The organism is Acinetobacter terrae, assembly GCF_013004375.1.
Taxonomy (GTDB): domain Bacteria; phylum Pseudomonadota; class Gammaproteobacteria; order Pseudomonadales; family Moraxellaceae; genus Acinetobacter; species Acinetobacter terrae.
In genome coordinates this window covers 15,729-33,717 of the sequence record NZ_JABERI010000014.1, presented here as the reverse complement: position 1 = coordinate 33,717, position 17,989 = coordinate 15,729, and the positions used below count along the sequence as shown (strand labels likewise).

Here is a 17,989-nt window from a genome sequence, read left to right as displayed (position 1 = left end):
GTATCAATTTATTAGGTTAAGATTAAACAATAATGATGAAGAAACAATGAAGAGTTTTTTCAGACAGTGTTGGTTACAATAATAAATTGAGAAGAAAATATTGAGATTTTGCTTTTGAATATTCGCCGTGTTCCGATTGCCTTACGCCTGTTTTTGACCGTATTACTCACGACTTTAGTGATTACCACTGTCAGTTTGGGTGTATTGCATTGGACCATGCAAAAGAACTTCGCCAGATATGTGGCGGATGTTGAAATGCAAAAGCTGGATCATGTCATCAGCAATTTGGCAGGGGTGTATACGGTTTATCATGACTGGGGTAACGCGATTCAGGCGCAGATTTTGCAGATTGAAGGCACTGCAGCTCCCGACGATTATGACAGGTTGTCACGCTGGTGGTTACGTCGTCAATATGACATTGCCTTGCAGCAGCGTTATTTTCAGGAAAATACCCTACTCAGTGTTTCACCCAGTTTAAATCAGGCGGAACAAAGCAAACCGGTCTTGGATGCAGAAGAACTCCGGATGATGGAGTTGAATTTACCTTCTGAATATCAGCCTTTTGAAGGGCTCAAATTCCCTTTAAGTTCCAATCAAAATATATTTCGTACGGACAAAAAAGCGGATGGTGCGCAAGCAGATTCAACCCAAAATCAAGGCAAGAAAAAGCAGTTTATTTCCATGCCCGACCGTTTGGGCTTAAGTTCACGATTATCCTTATATGATGCCAATAAACAATTTGTAGTCGGTGAGCCATCCGATATTCCTGTTTCGTATCGCCCGATTATGGTGAATGATAAAATTGTCGGCTATTTAGGTTTAAAACCGGTACTGGATAAAGATGATGCTTTAAGTATTAATTTCTTTAGTAACCAAAAACGCTATTTACTGCTGATTTATGGCTTAACTTTTTTAACCAGTTTAATAGCCGCGTTATTGTTGGCGACCTATTTCAAGAAGCCGATTCAACGCTTGTTAAATGCGACACGTGAATTGACCAAAGGGCATTATCAGCATCAGGTGAAAATTAACCGTAATGATGAGCTAGGTGATTTGTCGAATGAAATTAATCAACTGGCAGTGATTCTGGATCAACATGAACAATCACGTCGCCAGTGGGTAGCTGATACTTCACATGAATTAAAAACACCACTGGCAGTACTGCAAGCGCAAATTGAAGCGATGCAGGATGGCATTCGTAAACCGACGCCGGAACATTTTGAATCGATGCTTCGTCAAGTCACCAGCTTGAAAAAACTGACTCAAGATTTGGCAGATTTGGCTCAAGCTGAAGCACAGCAACTGACATGCTATATGGCAGAGGTAAATCCTTGGACTGTGGTGCTACAGGAAGTGGAAAACTTCAAACCCAAGTTTGCCCAAGCGGAGTTGTCTATTTCAGTGCAAGGCGAAGGTGCGAATTTACAATTAGATATAGATCGTTTTAAACAAATTATGGTCAACTTACTCGGTAACAGTATTCGATATACTGAAGCGGGTGGTGAAGTACGTGTGCATACAGAGCAATCAGCGACACACTGGAGTGTGATTGTCGATGATAGTCCGCTTGGATTGAGTGATGAACAATTGGCACGTTTAGGCGAGCGTTTCTATCGTGTTGATGATTCACGGACACGTAGTACCGGTGGTACAGGTTTAGGTTTGGCATTATCTGGTAAAATTGCGCAGGCATTGGGTGGAAAATTGAGTTTTGAACACTCTCCATTAGGTGGTTTGCGTTGCAAACTGACTTTTCCAAAACAGTTAAACAAATAAAGGGATGAGATTCATGAAACATGTCATGCTGGTTGAAGATGAAGTGGAACTTGCACAACTGGTGCGAGACTATCTGGAAGCTGCGGGTTTTGAAGTCAGTATGTTTCATGATGGTCAAGAAGCCTATGACAGCTTTATTCAGCGAAAACCAAGTTTGATGATTTTGGACTTGATGGTTCCGCGTATGGATGGTTTAACCATTTGCCGTAAAGTGCGTGAACAGTCTGATTTGCCGATTATTATGGTGACTGCACGTACTGAAGAAATTGACCGTGTCTTGGGCTTGAACATGGGTGCAGATGACTACATTTGTAAACCTTTTAGCCCAAAAGAACTGGTTGCGCGTGTACAAGCGGTTTTACGTCGCCTAGACCGTCATGCAGAACCCGAACAAAACAGCTTATTTCGTATGGATAAAGCACAACAACGAATCTGGTATCAGCAAAAAACCTTGAACTTAACCCCAACTGAATTCCGTTTATTAGAGTTGTTCCTGGAACACGTTGGACAAGTTTATTCACGTGCGCAATTACTTGATCATATTAACCCTGATAGCTTTGATGTGGCAGATCGCGTGATTGACAGTCATATTAAAAACTTGCGCCGTAAAATTTCAGATGCTGCAGAAACCGGTAACCGCCATGAATGGATTCAGGCTGTTTATGGTGTGGGTTATCGTTTTGAATATCCTGAGGATTAAGATCTATCTTCTTAATCAAAAAAAGCTCCTAATAAAGGAGCTTTTTTATTGCAGAGCTAAAAGTTTAAGAAGAACAACTCACCATCACTTCAGGTACATCATTTGGCAATGGCGCTAAGTCTTCAGGCTTTTCCAATTCAGGCTGCTTGATATAAGGCTGACTTAGTAATTTAAAAAGTCGTTCTACTTCAGAATAATCATCACGTTCAGCCAGTTCAATCGCTGTCTGCGCCATGTGGTTACGTAGAATATATTGCGGATTGGCTTTAAGCATTTCAGCATCAAGTTCAGCCGTTTCCTGGTTTGCTCGAATGGCTTGATATTGTGTAAGGAATGCATCGAACTGATGGGTATCTAGGCAATCATCACGAAGGGCGGTGTAGGCTTTGTTTTGTAGACGAATGAAGCTGTCAGTGTAATCCAGTTGTTCAGCTTGCATAATTCGAAGGAAAGCCATTCCACAATCAAAACTGTCTTTATGGAAACTTGGTAGTCCCATTTTCTGACATAAACCAAGGGTGTAATGTTCTAGGAAAGTCGCTTCAAAATGCTCTAAGCACTTCGACAGATCTTCTTTGAACTGTTCTTTCTCAGCAGGATCTTTAACGAATGGAATCAGATTATTCAACCATGTCCATAAATTCCAATGACCAATACTCGGTTGCTGCTGATAGGTATAACGTCCTTGATAATCCGAGTGGTTGTTAATCCAGTTCGGACGGAAACGCTCCATAAAACCATAAGGGCCGAAGTCGAGCGTTGATCCTGTAATATTGAGATTATCAGTATTCATCACGCCATGCGCAAACCCAACCAGTTGCCATTTGGCAATCATTACTGCGGTACGCTGGATGACTTTAGTTGCAAAAGCCAAAACAGGCTGTTCAGCCTCGAGGCATTCTGGATAATGCCATTCAATACATTTTTCTACGAACTCAGGCAATAATTCAGGCTGATATTGATTGATCCATTCAAAATGACCAAAGCGAATATGGCAGTCTGAAGTACGCAACATCATTGCCCCAGGTTCCATTTTTTCGCGCTGTATGCCTTGCGTTGAAGAGGTGAACCCAACGGCATTACTTGATGCAATACCCAAAGCATTTAGCGCATGACCTGCTAAATATTCACGAATAACTGAGCGTAAAACGGCACGGCCATCACCCATACGGGAGTAAGGCGTTGAACCTGCACCCTTTAAATGTAGGTCGATGGTTTGATTGTTTTTATCCAGAATTTGCCCGATCAATAAGCCGCGCCCATCACCCAGTTGTCCTGCCCATTGCCCAAACTGATGTCCCGCATAAACCATCGCCAGTGGTTCAAATTCAGCAAAGGTTTTTTGCCCGCTACAGATTTCGACCCATTGGGCTTTGTCTTCATCTGACCACTGTAATTCATTGGCGAGTGTCTCATTAAAATGACCCGCTTTTGCTCCTTTTAAAGGAACTGGCATTTGATGGTGAAAAAGCTTGGAATTGAGCGATGGATAACGAGGATTAAATTGCATAGGACAATCTAAAAAATGGGGGAGATGCAATCACTATAGCAAATTTAAACGACCAAAATGAATAAAGCCCCAACAATGGGGCTTTATATTGAATCCGGTTTTATTCAGACACAGGATTCTTTTTAATATTACGCATCAAGATATTTAAGGTATTGCGATGATGTGAAAGACGCTGTTCAACCAATTGAAAATCAACTTTAAGTTTGCTGTCGATTTGGTGAATCTTTTCAGCAACAGAGGCTTTCTTCGCTTGAATCTCTTGTTCTTTCAGCTTTGCCCAGTCATTTAAGGTTTGGGTAAATGCTTCATACTCTTGTGCAATACGGAGTTTTGCAGTCGCCATATCTTCATTGACATTGTGGCCATAAACCGCCAAATCTTGTTCAGCATATTTAAAGCGCATCGCCAATTCTGCTTTTTTAATATTAAAGCTTGGAATACGACGCAAGTTCTTTGCTAAACCGAGTTTTGAGCATGACCAGATGAGCCATTTCGTTGGATCATACTGCCACCATTTCACACCATTTCGGTAGTCATACTGGAAGATGTGATGATAGTTATGATAACCCTCACCCCAAGTTGCAATCGCTAAAACGAAATTGTCACGCGCAGTGTTTTCATCCGTATATGGACGTTTGCCCCACATGTGGCAGAGAGAGTTAATGAAGAAGGTGACGTGATGACTCAAGATCAGACGGAGTAAACCACCCAATAACAATACGCCCCACATATCGCCAACAGCCCAACCCACAGTAGTGAGAATCACGGCATGTACAGCAACAACAAGAGGGATGTAATATTTGTCTTGGAACATCACCACTTTGTCATTTAACAAATCGGGTGCATTTTTATAGTTTGCTTCTGCTGCTGGATAGTTGCGAAGCATCCATCCAATATGCGCATACCAAAAACCATTATTAATTGAATATGGGTCTTGTTCGATATCATCAACATGACGGTGATGGGTACGGTGACCTGAAGCCCAGAACAAAATACTATTTTGAACGGCAAAAGTACCCATAAGCATTAAAATAATTTTTAATGGCAAAGTTGCTTCATAAGCACGATGTGCCCATAAGCGGTGATAACCCGCAGTAATTCCCAAACTACTCACACCGAGTAGTACAAATAAGCTGATCCATGCGCCTAAGCTAAAATCATGATGATAAGCATATAAAGGGATAGCGATTACAGCCACAATGGGTAAAAAAACCAATGCGAACACTGCAATCCAGTTAATTGGGGCTTTGGGTAGGGGAGCATTCATCTCCAACAGCACTCCTAGAACCTTCTAAAAGGTAAAGGTAAGGTATAAGTGAATTCTTAATTCAATACAATTTATAAGGATTAAGACTTACCATATTAACATGAGCGAATAAATCTTCACTAGCATTATTCTACAGTCGTATTGTACTAAACAGTAACAGAATACCTGCGAGTCTTGATTGATTTTATCGAAGGCTTAGACATCTTATTTATAAATCTACGATAGGGCTTAAAAAAGATATTTAAACCATAGAATAAGGGCTTGTTCTGCCTAGAATTATTAAATCTCGTTGTTTTTACCCTGTCAAAGCATGCCATCTCGCCATCTTTTTATATCATGAAAATAAGTGTTCTAGCATCATTTTAGGAAAATCAGTAATCAATCCGTCAATGCCTAAACTTTGCAGATGTTTGGCCCGTTCAACCTCATTCACCGTCCAAACACTTATTTTTAAATGTGCTTGCTGTGTTGCTTGAATGATTTCATCTGTTGCCAGTGGGTTCATCCAGCCAATTTGACAGCAACCTAGTTCTAAAGCCTGTTTAATGGCCTGTTCTTGAATGTCTTGTTCAATCAGTAAACCACGTTTGAAAATGGAGTATTGCTGTTTTAAAGCTTGATGAATTTTTAAATCAAAACTGGTGATCACGGCAGTTTGTTCAAAACCATGTAATTGTTTTTGTAATTCTAAAACCAGTTTTTCAGCTTCAGCCATAGTTGCAACCGCTTTGACTTCAACTTCAATGTGCTCAAAGTCCTGCATGATTTTAAGGGATTGTTGCAGGGTAGGTGTAACTTCAAAGTTTTTCCAGTCTAGCCAAATGGAAGCTTGGTTATAGGGCTGTAATTCAGAACTGGAACATTGGTAAATATTTTTATCGATACCTGTAGTACGAAGGAAATTGTCATCGTGTATGATCACGAGTTCGCCATCTTTGAGTTGGCGAACATCGAATTCAACTGCTCGAATGCCTAAGTCATGAATATATTGAAAGCCACCGAGTGTGTTTTCAGGGGCTTCACCACGTGCGCCACGATGACCAATAATTTTCATATCTGACTTTTCCAATACAGAGTTTTTATTATTACGACGGAGTCTTACTATTTAAAGTGTTAAATGACAGGAACTCATTATGTCACTTTTAAAAAAAAGTGACCGAAAACTTTACCATTCACAAAACTCGTCGAATATTCTCAAGAGTATTCATTTATCGCAGAAACATTAAACTTTTAATCTTGCGGTGCAATGCACCTCATGCCTCGAACAATTGTGAATGGCATTTACGCGGAACACCTTTAGGGGTTGATCCGCGGTTTTAAGGAGCTGTTATTTAATGAATAAAAATTTAAATCGTCTCATTAATATTCTTTTGCCAAAGCACCTCAGATCCGCCTTCAGCACGTTGCAAAGTACGTGATGCCACAAATAACCAGTCTGAAATGCGGTTTATGAGTTGCAATGAAGTCGCTTGAATATTTTGATCGCGACTTTGTACGGTCATCAGGCTACGTTCAGCACGGCGACATACTGAACGTGCTTGATGTGCATAGCTACATGAAAGTGTTCCTGCAGGTAAAATGAAGTCTTTCAGCATCGGCAAAGCTTCATTCATACGGTCAATTTCATTTTCCAGAAATTCAACTGAAACAGGTAAGACCATATTGTAGTTTGGAATGCAGACTTCACCGCCAAGGTCGAATAACCAATGTTGAATCAGGCTAAGCGATTTATCCCAAGCAGCTTTGTCTTCAATTGAACTGACTGCAATTTGTGAACGTAAAATACCGATACAAGAGTTCAGTTCATCAACATCACCTAAAGCAGCAATGCGCAAATCATCTTTGGCTACACGAGAACCGTCGCCTAGTCCAGTTGTGCCTGAATCGCCGGTACGAGTATAAATTTTACTTAAACGGTGGCCCATTTGATTTTCCTGAAGTTTATTAAATTGAGTTGGTTTATTTGTCAGAGCATGTCATAAAAATAACATGATCTGATCTGAAGAATATTGCTTAGTATTTGAGAGTCATGCCCACAGATGCCAATCGTCCACCATTTACATAATGCACGCCATAGCCGTTGTAGGAGGTTTTGTATTTCACATCACCAATATTTTCAATGTTGGTAAAAGCTTTTAGATGAGGGTTAATATTCCAATAAGCATTTAAATCAGTTGTGACATAACCAGGCGTTGAATTAAGTTTTGTGTCAGGCCAGTCGGCAAAATCTTTTGATCTGGATTTGGCAGAAACAGAAGTGCTGATCCCAAATTGTTCATCCTGCCAGCCCGCAGTTAGTGTTGCACTTTGGCGCGGACGACGCATTAAATCTAAACCAGTTTCATCATCTTTGGCTCGCACATAAGCATAAGAAAGATTGAGAAATAATGCATCCTGTTGCCAATTGAGATAGAGCTCGCCACCAGTCAAAGAGGCTTTATCTACATTGTTGTTTTCATAGACTGGAAACACGGTAATTAAATCGCCATCACAGTCAGCAATACATATTGAAGTAATCAGATTTTCAATTTCGGTATGAAAAATAGATGCGCCTGTTTTTAGGTTAAATGCTAAATTTTGATCTATACCCAATTCATAGGACATGCTTTTTTCAGGTTGTAAGTTTGGATTTGCTCCCCAACCGATCGCATATAAGTCATTTGTTGTAGGTGCTCTAAATGCACTCCCTATATTGCTATAAATACTGGTAGATGGCAGAACCTGATAACGTATCGCAGCTTGTCCAACGGTATGTGTTCCGAACTGTTCGTTATCTTCAACACGAAGCCCAAGTTGGGTATTAACTGCATCAGTTTGGTATTGATGCTGAATAAAATAACCTGTGCTATTTATATCTTTCTGGTAACGCATACCGTTAGAAAGAACATCGCCTTCAAGAGTTTTATGCGCAACACCTGCTAATATATTTTGTTGTGGGGCAAACTGCCATTTTCCATAGAGTTCAGCTTCTTGCGTAGTGTTGTGAACAAAGTTTACTGAATTGATTTGGTCTAAATCATCATTGAACTGTGACAAGCGCGTGCTGAGTTCAAGTGAATCATTTAATTTCAATCGACCTTTTAAATTGATGATTTCATTTTCAAAGTTCTGAAATAATAATGTTCCATAATTATCATAAGCAACACCACCTTGATTGGTACTGTAGTCAATTGATGTTGCAAAGCGTTCTTTATCTATACCGAATTTTGCACTGTAACCTTTTTGATCGTAGTCCGCTTTTTTACTATTCGCTGCATTCGTTAGAATAGTACCGTCGGTTTCTAAACGTTGAGCACGAATCTGTGCATAAAAATCATTTTCTTTGGCATCTGCACCTAAAACCGCTTTATAAGTATGATTTTCTCCAACTTCTGTAGTTAGAAAGGCTGCATTCGTTTCAGGTATTTTTGTTACCAGTTGTACGACGCCCCCAATAGCATCTGTGCCATAAAGTACAGATGCAGGGCCTTTGAGTATTTCGATTTGTTTAATATCAGTGGTATCTAAAAATGATAATGGAGGCATACCTGCAGATGCGCCATTTAAACGAACGCCATCACGTAAAACTAATGTATGGGTTGAGTTCGTGCCACGAGTAAAAATAGAGGCTAGTTGTCCGAAACCACCACTTTGTACCATGTTGATAGAAGCATCACTCATCAGCAAGTGAGGTAATTCACCAATCGGTGATTGTTCTAAAATTTGCGGTTCAATAATGGAAATGCGAGCAGGGACATTTTTAATGTCTTCTTCAGAACGTGTTGCTGTAACAACCAGAGTATTTAAGGTGGTCTTAACAGTTGGTTGAAAATCATTGTTTGGTTGTGCATGAGTGTGTGAAACACCCATAGTAAAGGCAATTGCACCGACTAAAGATGTACGGTGAAAGCATTGAGACATTGCTTGAACTCCAGGCATTCACCCCACCGTGAATGTTTGAGAGAAAGAACGTAACAGTGAGGTTCCGGACTGTTATACACATCGGGTTAAAAGCATGTATAAACACCGTTGCGGGGGCAGTGTGTTTTTCAACTTCCCTTAACTGTCACAACTATCAATCAGTATAAAGAGAGCTAAAGCGCTAAACAATAAAGAGCACTTGAATTGGAGAGAAAAGGTTTCGAAAGAACTTATTTAATACACGTACAAGTGTAAATTTACGAACAGTTGAATATTCTATTTGTGGATTTGGCTGCTAAAAATAGATTTCAGCTTGACTTAAGGATGTTCGGAAACTACTCTGCGTGCGCTTCAGGTGCTTCCATAGAGAAGTGAAACTGGGAAGTTAGTTAAATTTTTGAATTTAAAGCTAACACTGCCCCCGCAACGGTGAATAGTTATCTTGTTATAACTTAAGTCCGGAGACCGGCCTGCTGCAAACCTAATTTAATGCGGTGGGCGTTATAACTGGGATTGCATAGCTTATCTTATTAAAGTTGTGCTTACCCCATACCCGCCTATGCATTCTTCATATATTTAACTCGCACGGGCGGTGCGGTGGGGAAAAGATTCATGCATCTCATCCATAAAACCATTCTTGGTTCTTTCTTTGTTTTATCTCCACTTTCTTTAGCCATAGCTGCTGAAAGTAATGTCAAATTACCAACCATCAATACTGTTGCCAACCTGACTGAGCAAGAAAATAGTAAAACGCTTGCTGCTGTTACAGTGATTGATCGTAAAGAAATTGAGCGTAAACAATTTAATTCTTTAGAAGAATTATTGCGCACGATTCCAAGTGTTGCTTACACCAATGCTGGTGGTGCAGGTCAAACCACAGGTATTTCAATCCGTGGTACGGCATCTAATGCCGTTTTAGTTTTGGTGGATGGGCAAAAACTTGGTTCGGCAACTTTAGGTACAACTGCGTTTGAACATTTACCAATTGATCAGATAGAACGAGTAGAAGTGGTACGTGGTCCACGTTCGAGTCTTTATGGTTCTGAAGCTGTGGGTGGTGTGATCCAGATTTATACCCGTAAAGGGAGTCAAAATGGTGTAAAACCATTTGCATCATTTAAATATGGTTCACATGAAACCTATAATGCCAATGTTGGTGTGGATATTCGACAAGATAACAGTTGGGCCAATGTCAGTCTTGCCGGTCTGAAGACCCAAGGCATGGATGTTACGACATCGAGCACAGAAACGGATAAGGATAGTTATGAAAACTATTCAGTTTCATTAAAAGCGGGTCATCAAATTAATGACCAAGTTGTTGTAGATGCCAATGTATTACACGTGAATGGCGAAACTGAATACGATGGCGGTGTAAACCCATACAATCAAATCCAGCAAAATATCTATGGTATTGGTTTAACGTATAGTCCAGTTGAAGCATGGACAGCTAAATTTAAAATTGGTCGTGCAGAAGATCAATATGAAACTTTTGATGGGGATCAATCCACCGGTGAATTTAACACCGCTAAAGATACCTTTACATGGTTGAACACGATTAAACTTCATCCAAATCATACCTTGTTGGTGGGCTTCGATTACTTAAATGACAAAGTGACAGGTTCAACCAATTACGATGAAAAAGAGCGTGATAACTTAGGTTACTACACACAATATTTGGGTGAATTTGGTCAATTCGATGTACAAGCTGCGTTACGTTTGGATGAGAACGAACAGTTTGGTGATCATACCACCGGTAATGCTGCGTTGGGTTATCGCTTTAATGATCATTACAATGCTTATGTCTCTTATGGCACAGCATTCCGTTCACCGACTTTTAACGACTTATATTACCCAGGTTGGGCCAATCCAAACCTTGTTCCTGAAGAATCTGAAAATATTGAACTGGGTTTTAAAGGGTCACAATGGCTAGATTGGGAAATTGCAGGTTTTATCAATGATATTGATAACATGATTGCTAATAGTAACAATGGTCAGGCGAAGATTAAGGGTGTCGAAGTTTCATTGGGCAAAACGCATGATGCCTTAAGTTGGAATATGAACTATACCTATCAAGATCCTGAAAACCGCAATACTGGTTTAAAAGGCAAGCAAATTACATATCGTGCACAGCAATTGTTTAATGCGAATGTAGATTACACGATGGATAAATGGACAGTGGGTACATCCGTCCATGCAGAAGATCAACGCTATACTGATGCAGCAAATACCAAGGCTTTAGGTGGTTTCGCTATTGCTGATGTACGTGTAGCTTATCAGGCAACCCCTGAATTTTCTATTCAAGCAAAATTAGCCAACATGTTTGATAAAGAATATTACACCAACAGTAATTGGGATGGTTCATTGTATCGTCAAGATGGTCGTACTGCTTGGGTAACGCTTCGTTATGCCATGAAGTAATATTGATTTGATGAAAAGCCCTTATTTAAATAAGGGCTTTTTGTTTTATAAGGTTTCTGTGGAAAGCCTGTTGAATTTGCACGCAACTCAGCAAAATTGCATTACAATGATTTGCCCCAATATTTATAGACTGACTATAAGTCGGGCAAAGTTTAAGCCAAAGAATTAGAGCGAAGTGTATGCGAACCCGTGCCAAAATTTGCGGAATAACACGAATAGAAGATATACATTCTGCTGTGAATGCAGGTGCTGATGCAATTGGCTTTGTATTCTACGGACCCAGTCCAAGAAGTGTAACCCTCGAACAAGCGAAAGAATTGGCAAAGCATGTCCCTGCTTATGTACAAATCGTGGGGTTGTTCGTGAATGCAACAGCTGACGAAATCACTCAGGTTCTAGAAGAAGTACCTTTGGATATCTTGCAGTTTCATGGTGATGAAACTTCAGAGCAATGTCAGCAGATTGCAGCACACACCAAACGCCGTTGGTATAAAGCCATTCAGGTTAAACCTGAGCTAGATGTCATAAAAACCATAAAAAACTACCAACAAGCAGGTGCAAGCGCAGTATTATTGGATGCTTGGCATCCTGAGCTTAAAGGTGGAACAGGGCACCAGTTTGACTGGTCGCAGTTCCCGAAACTTGATATTCCTTTAATTTTGGCAGGTGGTTTAAAACCTGAAAATATTGAAGACGCTATAAAGACGACTAGGGCTTATGCAGTAGATGTCAGCGGAGGCGTAGAGTCCGCAAAAGGTATAAAAGACCAACAACTCATTGAACACTTTATGCAAGGAGTCCAACGTGGATCAGCAAACTGTTAATCAGAAAGATCAGGTGACTGACTATACCCAATTCCCCGATGAGCGTGGGCATTTCGGTATCCATGGCGGACGTTTTGTGTCAGAAACACTGATGGCAGCATTAGAGGATTTAGAAAAGCTCTATTTCCGTATGAAAAATGATGCACAGTTTTTGGCAGAATTCGACCGTGATCTAGCCTACTATGTAGGTCGTCCTAGTCCACTTTATCATGCTGAACGATGGTCGAAAGAGTTAGGTGGTGCACAAATTTACCTAAAACGTGAAGACCTGAATCATACCGGTTCGCATAAAATTAATAACACCATTGGTCAGGCCCTACTTGCAAAACTTTCAGGTAAAAAACGGATTATTGCCGAAACAGGTGCAGGTCAGCACGGTGTTGCAACAGCAACTATCGCTGCACGTTTAGGACTTGAATGTGTGGTATTCATGGGTGCAGACGACGTAAAACGTCAAGCCATGAATGTGTATCGTATGCGTTTGTTAGGCGCAACCGTTGTGCCTGTGCAAAGCGGTTCAAAAACATTAAAAGATGCCATGAATGAAGCGATGCGTGACTGGGTTACTAATGTCGATTCAACTTATTACGTGATTGGTACGGTGGCAGGTCCACATCCATATCCGCAATTGGTTCGTGATTTCCAGTCGATTATTGGTCGTGAAGCGCGCCGTCAAATTCAAGAGCAAGCAGGTCGATTACCTGATGCATTGGTTGCATGTGTCGGTGGTGGTTCAAATGCAATGGGCTTGTTCTATCCATTCCTGAATGATCAAGACGTGAAAATGTACGGCGTTGAAGCAGCAGGTTATGGCATTGAAACGGGTAAACATTCTGCACCGTTAAATGCGGGTCATGTTGGTGTATTGCATGGTAACCGCACTTACTTGATGTCAGATGATCAAGGTCAGATCATTGAAACGCATTCAATTTCAGCTGGTCTGGATTATCCAGGTGTGGGTCCTGAACACAGTTTCTTGAAAGATATGCACCGTGTTGAATATGTGCCCATAAATGACCAAGAAGCGCTTCAAGGTTTCCGTGATTTAACCCAGATTGAAGGCATTATTCCTGCGCTTGAAAGTTCACATGCGATGGCCTATGTGACTAAACTTGCGCCAACGATGTCTAAAGATCAAATTATTATTGCGACAGTTTCGGGTCGTGGTGATAAAGATTTAATGACTGTGGCACGTATTGATGGTGTCGAAATGGTTGAGATGTAAATGAATCCATCACTCTTTTATAGAGAGTGAAAGTCCTCCTTTTACTTTTAGGAGGGGTGGGAGGATAATAAAAAATCGTGTTGAAGCAATTCAGCACGATTTTTTATTATTTAAATCAGTATTAAATTTAGGACAATTGCCTTAATTTACAGTTCGGGAAGGCGATATGGATGTCGCCAGTTGAGCAGCATTACATGGATGTAATGTCTGCTCAACAAGATGGTTTTGTTACTTTTGCCAAAACAAAAGTAAGGAAGTATATAAAAAAGGAGGAAATATCCTTTATAAAAACAGTCAATACTCTGAGTGAAATTGAAATCAACTTTTCATCTATTAGTATTAGCTCTAATTTACTTTTGAAAGATCAAAAGTAACAAAAATCTTTTGTAAGACTGAAGGTATATCCATATACCTCAGTCTTACGGGCGACATCCCTGTCGTCAACACGTATCATATTGTGACTACAAGTTGTAAGTTATTAAAAGCTATTCATTTTCCTGAGTTCTAAGGAGTAAAACCATGCCCAGTCTTTTTATCGTCATGCTCGGTGGTCGTCATGCACGTGCCAATACAGAAGTTCATGATGTCGTACTGGCAGTCGGTGATTCTCTTGAAGAAGTCTATCCTCAACTGAAAAATGCATGGTTTGGTGAGCAAAAAGGCTTACACATTGATGCTTGGGCACAAATGAATGGCGTAGAATTCGAGGGGCAAAAATATCAAATTCAATTCAGTAATGCACAGCCAAACTCATCTGAACAAAAGCTCTTTTTAATTAATTTGGGTGGTTATGATGCTCGTGAGTTTGGTGAATTGCATCGTTATATTTTAGTGGTGGCACAAAATGCCATGCTGGCAAAACAACGGGGTAAAGCTTACTTTGCACAGCATTGGCAAAAACAGCATACAGACCGTGTGTTAGATGTAGATGATTGTATTGCGATCGATCAAGTGCATGGTCGTTATGTACAATTGGTGGAAGGTGAATTCAGCGGAAATAACTGGGAAAATACCTATTTAATGTTATCTGAGAGTTGATTTATATCTATTTGATTAATAACTTATCTTTATTGGATATCAAACCAAATTAAATAATATATATTTTTGTATATTTTCGATGAAAAGATGCTTTTTGATACTTTTAAGTTAAATTTATATGGGCATAATAAGATTAAGGATTTGTGATCTCTTAGCTAGATGGAATTTGATAAATGGATTTGATTCAATCAAATGGACAACCGCATTATGGACGTTTTAGTACTCTCCCAAAGACCATCTATTTAAATAAATACCAATATAAGACGCCTTATGGGGAGGTCTTAACAGGTTGGCGTAAGCGATTAAAATACAAAAAATTTAAATTTTGCTGCATTCAACATGAACATTACACCATTGGTCTGGCCATTGCTGATATTGCATGGGCAGGGCATGGTTTTTTCTATATCTATAATCATCAGCGTTCTGAAGTTTTAGAGTGGAATGCAATTAACTTTTTGTCGCGGCATACCGTTGTTGATGAGCAGCCACTTTATAACCAGAGTTTTTTCTCCAAGTCACCTTTTCAAATTGATATTCAACATGCCAATGGCGTGCGTTATATTCATGTGACTAAACATGGTGAAATTAAGCTGAGTGCGCGAATCTTTTGCGCAGGTACAGATCCACTCAGTATGTGTAGCCCGACGGGGATTAATGGTTGGACCTACACCCAAAAGCTCACGACTTTGGGCTGTGAAGGTTTCTTTATTAATAAGCAGGGGGCAACCATACAGTTTCATGAAAAAACCTTTGCTTCACTCGATGATACCTGTGGTTTTTTACGGCCTGAAACAGCTTGGTTTTGGTTGTCGTGTAATTTTTGGGATTCGCAAAATAATCGTATCGGATTGAATTTGGCATCAGGTGTGAATGAAAGTTTTGGCAATGAAAACTGCTTGTGGATTAATGGGGTTTTGTATCCGTTAAGCGATATTTTATTTCAGCATCAGGGGGATGATCATTGGACTATTCGTTCACTGGATGAAAAACTCAATTTAGATGTGAAGACGGGTTGGCGACGTTATGAAAATCTGAATTTAAGATTGGTCGGTAGCCAGTTCAGTCAATGGCAAGCCAAAATTAGCGGCACCATTCAGCAAGGTGATCAGGAAATTATCTTGTTAAATGAATATGGCTTGTTAGAACAGCATTATGCCAAGTGGTGATGCATTGCAAAATAATAAAAACCCAGTCCGTATTTATACAGACTAGGTGAGTGATAAATACAATAAATATTATTAGTCTTTAGCTGCTTGCCAAAAAGCTTCTCCGGCTTGGATTGGATCACCTGTTTCTTCTAGGGTTTTTACCCAGACATCATATTGGGCAATTACTGGATGCTGGCTAGGATGGAAGTCTTTGTTAAACCAGTCGCGATATTGCTTGCTCATTTTAGTGAGCATGCCGTTTTTACCAAAGAACCACGGTAGGCCGCGAATATTCATTTGCAGGCGTTGTACGGGTGTGAAGCCATCATACTTTAACATCACATTAGCGCGGTAAATGGTAAAGCCAAACATTAATACTGTTGTCCATGCCAGTACAAATTTGCGTGTGCTTTCAGGCACATTGCCAACCTGTTTCATCACGTCAAATGTCACATCACGGTGTTCCATTTCTTCAATTGCATGCCATGCTAGCAGGGCACGGACATAAGGATGTGCATCTCGCAATGTATCTTTATGACCATAGAAAGTTTCTGCCATCAGCGCTGTTAAATGTTCAGCGGCAGCCGTCATGGCAATATTGTATTGAGGGGAGCGTTTTTCCAGTTCGAATTTAAAAATTTTATTTAAACGCTGAATAAATTGATCGACCGGCATGCCTTGCTCTTTCATGACCTGATTCATTTTGTCATGTGCTATACCGTGCTGCGCTTCCTGACGAATAAAATCAGCCACACGCCGTTTTAAGTCTGGATCGGTAATCTGGTCGCGGAACAAACGTACCGACTGAATAAAATAGCGTTCACCATCCGGAAAAGTCAGGCTGAGCGCATCAAACATCCGGGTGATAAAGGGATCACCACCGAACCAAAAACGCGGCACTTCATTCAGTTTGAAATCAAGATTACTGCGAACCACAGGCTCGACTTGATATTGGGCAATAGCATTCATTTTATTTTACTTAAATCGCCTTGGATAATTGCAGTATGTCGGACTTTTTCAGTTTTGTTTTGACAGTACTTGCCATTTTTTATACATTTTACGACAGAATGAAAATTTAAAATGTCAAAAAACAAGGATGCATTGTGCAAGAACTGCAGATACCCAATGGCTACTTTCAACTGTGGCAAATGTTTTTGTCAGATCGGGGGCTGGATGGATTGCAACTTGATTTTCTGCAAGATTACCATGCGCAATTAGGTCATGTCTTAAACTTGCCGATTGATACCCAATCACCGTATACATTTTTCTTAGAGATTATCCAGCGTACCCAGCAACATCTCAATTGCCCGCAACTGGTTTTTGAAATGGCACGTTATATACGACCCGAGCATTTTGGTGTGTTGGGTTATATGGCCTCACGTAGTAATAGCGTGGCTGAAGCTTTGCAAAATATTATTCGCTTTAGCCGGTTGGTGATTGATGGCGCAGCAGTCATTCCTATGCAAATGCTGCATCAGGATAAAGAGATTTATCTCTCTTGGCCGCTACATGATGCACGATATGCGATGATTAATGAGCTAACTTCAGCATGTATGGCACATTTGGCCAAGCAAATTTTTCCAGCATCGTTGCAATTGCTGAGTATGCAGTTTGCGCATGCACCGCAGATGGCGCGTTATCATTATGAAAAGTTTTTTGGCTGTGAAGTCAGCTTTGGTCATGTCCAATATTCTTTTGTGATTAGTTCTGACAGTCTGGATTTAAAATCGGAACTGGCTGACCCTTCTTTAATGCAGCTTTTACTGCGCCAAGCCGAAGAAGCGATTGCTTCCAAGCCCAGTTATGAAAGTTTAGATCAGCACATTCATATGAGGGTGGCTGAATATTTACGCGTGCAAAATAGCGTGCCCAAAATTGAGCAGATTGCCAATGAATTGCATGTCTCTGCACGGACATTGCAGCGGCAATTGAATGACCTGAATTCATCTTTTAAAAAGATTGTTGAGACTGAGCGAATGAAACGCTGTGAACAATTGTTGCAGCAGGATATGCAATTGACTGATATTGCCATGCAATTGGGCTATTCAGATCAATCTGCTTTGGCTCGTGCTTATAAGGCTTTTGCTGGTCAGACCTTATTGCACCGGAAACAACAGTTAAAAGCTCCACCTGAGTCATAAAAAAAGCGACCCATTTGGGTCGCTTTTGACATGGATATTAAA

The 17,989-nt window shown here is 40.3% G+C and carries 15 protein-coding genes and 1 riboswitch; of the genes, 9 read left to right on the top strand and 6 right to left on the bottom strand.

Features of this window, described 5'->3' with window-relative positions:
- Positions 1-114: 114 nt before the first annotated feature.
- Both baeS and HLH14_RS07270 read left to right on the top strand, forming a co-directional pair.
- A complete protein-coding gene (baeS, locus tag HLH14_RS07275) occupies positions 115-1,776 on the top strand; it encodes a sensor histidine kinase efflux regulator BaeS (protein WP_067722890.1) in 1,662 nt (553 codons plus the stop codon).
- Between the two features lie 13 nt (positions 1,777-1,789).
- Positions 1,790-2,476 carry a response regulator gene (locus HLH14_RS07270; protein WP_081406183.1) on the top strand — a complete coding sequence of 229 codons (687 nt, stop codon included), beginning with the start codon at positions 1,790-1,792 and terminating at the stop codon, positions 2,474-2,476.
- 64 nt (positions 2,477-2,540) lie between these two features.
- On the opposite strand, the gene HLH14_RS07265 is transcribed toward HLH14_RS07270, so the two are convergent.
- From HLH14_RS07265 to HLH14_RS07245, 5 genes are all read right to left on the bottom strand, one after another.
- Positions 2,541-3,986 (bottom strand): protein adenylyltransferase SelO, encoded by a 1,446-nt coding sequence (locus tag HLH14_RS07265; RefSeq protein ID WP_067722885.1) that lies wholly within the window; start codon positions 3,984-3,986, stop codon positions 2,541-2,543.
- 100 nt (positions 3,987-4,086) lie between these two features.
- Entirely contained in the window at positions 4,087-5,253 is a 1,167-nt protein-coding gene (locus HLH14_RS07260) for an acyl-CoA desaturase (RefSeq protein WP_067722883.1), read from the bottom strand.
- Between the two features lie 334 nt (positions 5,254-5,587).
- Complete coding sequence (locus HLH14_RS07255; protein ID WP_067722881.1) at positions 5,588-6,307, bottom strand: glycerophosphodiester phosphodiesterase; 720 nt, start codon at positions 6,305-6,307, stop codon at positions 5,588-5,590.
- Positions 6,308-6,599: 292 nt separating this feature from the next.
- Positions 6,600-7,178, bottom strand: coding sequence for a cob(I)yrinic acid a,c-diamide adenosyltransferase (locus tag HLH14_RS07250; RefSeq protein WP_067722879.1), 579 nt, complete (start codon positions 7,176-7,178; stop codon positions 6,600-6,602).
- 88 nt (positions 7,179-7,266) lie between these two features.
- A complete protein-coding gene (locus HLH14_RS07245) occupies positions 7,267-9,153 on the bottom strand; it encodes a TonB-dependent receptor plug domain-containing protein (protein ID WP_067722877.1) in 1,887 nt (628 codons plus the stop codon).
- Between the two features lie 336 nt (positions 9,154-9,489).
- A riboswitch (cobalamin riboswitch) is annotated at positions 9,490-9,641 on the top strand.
- Between the two features lie 124 nt (positions 9,642-9,765).
- Between HLH14_RS07245 and HLH14_RS07240 the strand changes: the two genes are divergently transcribed.
- The 6 genes from HLH14_RS07240 to HLH14_RS07215 all read left to right on the top strand — a co-directional run bounded on the left by HLH14_RS07240 (position 9,766) and on the right by HLH14_RS07215 (position 15,824).
- Positions 9,766-11,571: a TonB-dependent receptor domain-containing protein gene (locus HLH14_RS07240; RefSeq protein WP_067722875.1), complete on the top strand. Its 1,806-nt coding sequence runs from the start codon at positions 9,766-9,768 to the stop codon at positions 11,569-11,571.
- 179 nt (positions 11,572-11,750) lie between these two features.
- Positions 11,751-12,395 (top strand): phosphoribosylanthranilate isomerase, encoded by a 645-nt coding sequence (locus HLH14_RS07235; protein WP_067722871.1) that lies wholly within the window; start codon positions 11,751-11,753, stop codon positions 12,393-12,395.
- Complete coding sequence (gene trpB, locus HLH14_RS07230; RefSeq protein WP_067722869.1) at positions 12,376-13,620, top strand: tryptophan synthase subunit beta; 1,245 nt, start codon at positions 12,376-12,378, stop codon at positions 13,618-13,620. The genes HLH14_RS07235 and trpB overlap by 20 nt, the downstream gene beginning before the upstream one ends.
- Before the next feature lie 170 nt (positions 13,621-13,790).
- Entirely contained in the window at positions 13,791-13,994 is a 204-nt protein-coding gene (locus tag HLH14_RS07225) for a hypothetical protein (protein ID WP_067722867.1), read from the top strand.
- Positions 13,995-14,139: 145 nt separating this feature from the next.
- Positions 14,140-14,658, top strand: a complete 519-nt coding sequence (locus HLH14_RS07220) for a DUF1543 domain-containing protein (RefSeq protein ID WP_067722865.1) — start codon at positions 14,140-14,142, stop codon at positions 14,656-14,658.
- 173 nt (positions 14,659-14,831) lie between these two features.
- Positions 14,832-15,824, top strand: a complete 993-nt coding sequence (locus HLH14_RS07215) for a DUF2804 domain-containing protein (RefSeq protein WP_171532811.1) — start codon at positions 14,832-14,834, stop codon at positions 15,822-15,824.
- A gap of 72 nt (positions 15,825-15,896) precedes the next feature.
- On the opposite strand, the gene HLH14_RS07210 is transcribed toward HLH14_RS07215, so the two are convergent.
- Positions 15,897-16,775, bottom strand: coding sequence for a metal-dependent hydrolase (locus HLH14_RS07210; protein WP_067722861.1), 879 nt, complete (start codon positions 16,773-16,775; stop codon positions 15,897-15,899).
- 134 nt (positions 16,776-16,909) lie between these two features.
- Here HLH14_RS07210 and HLH14_RS07205 point away from each other — a divergent pair, with 134 nt between their 5' ends.
- Positions 16,910-17,947, top strand: a complete 1,038-nt coding sequence (locus tag HLH14_RS07205) for an AraC family transcriptional regulator (protein WP_067722859.1) — start codon at positions 16,910-16,912, stop codon at positions 17,945-17,947.
- The last annotated feature ends 42 nt before the right edge of the window (positions 17,948-17,989 follow it).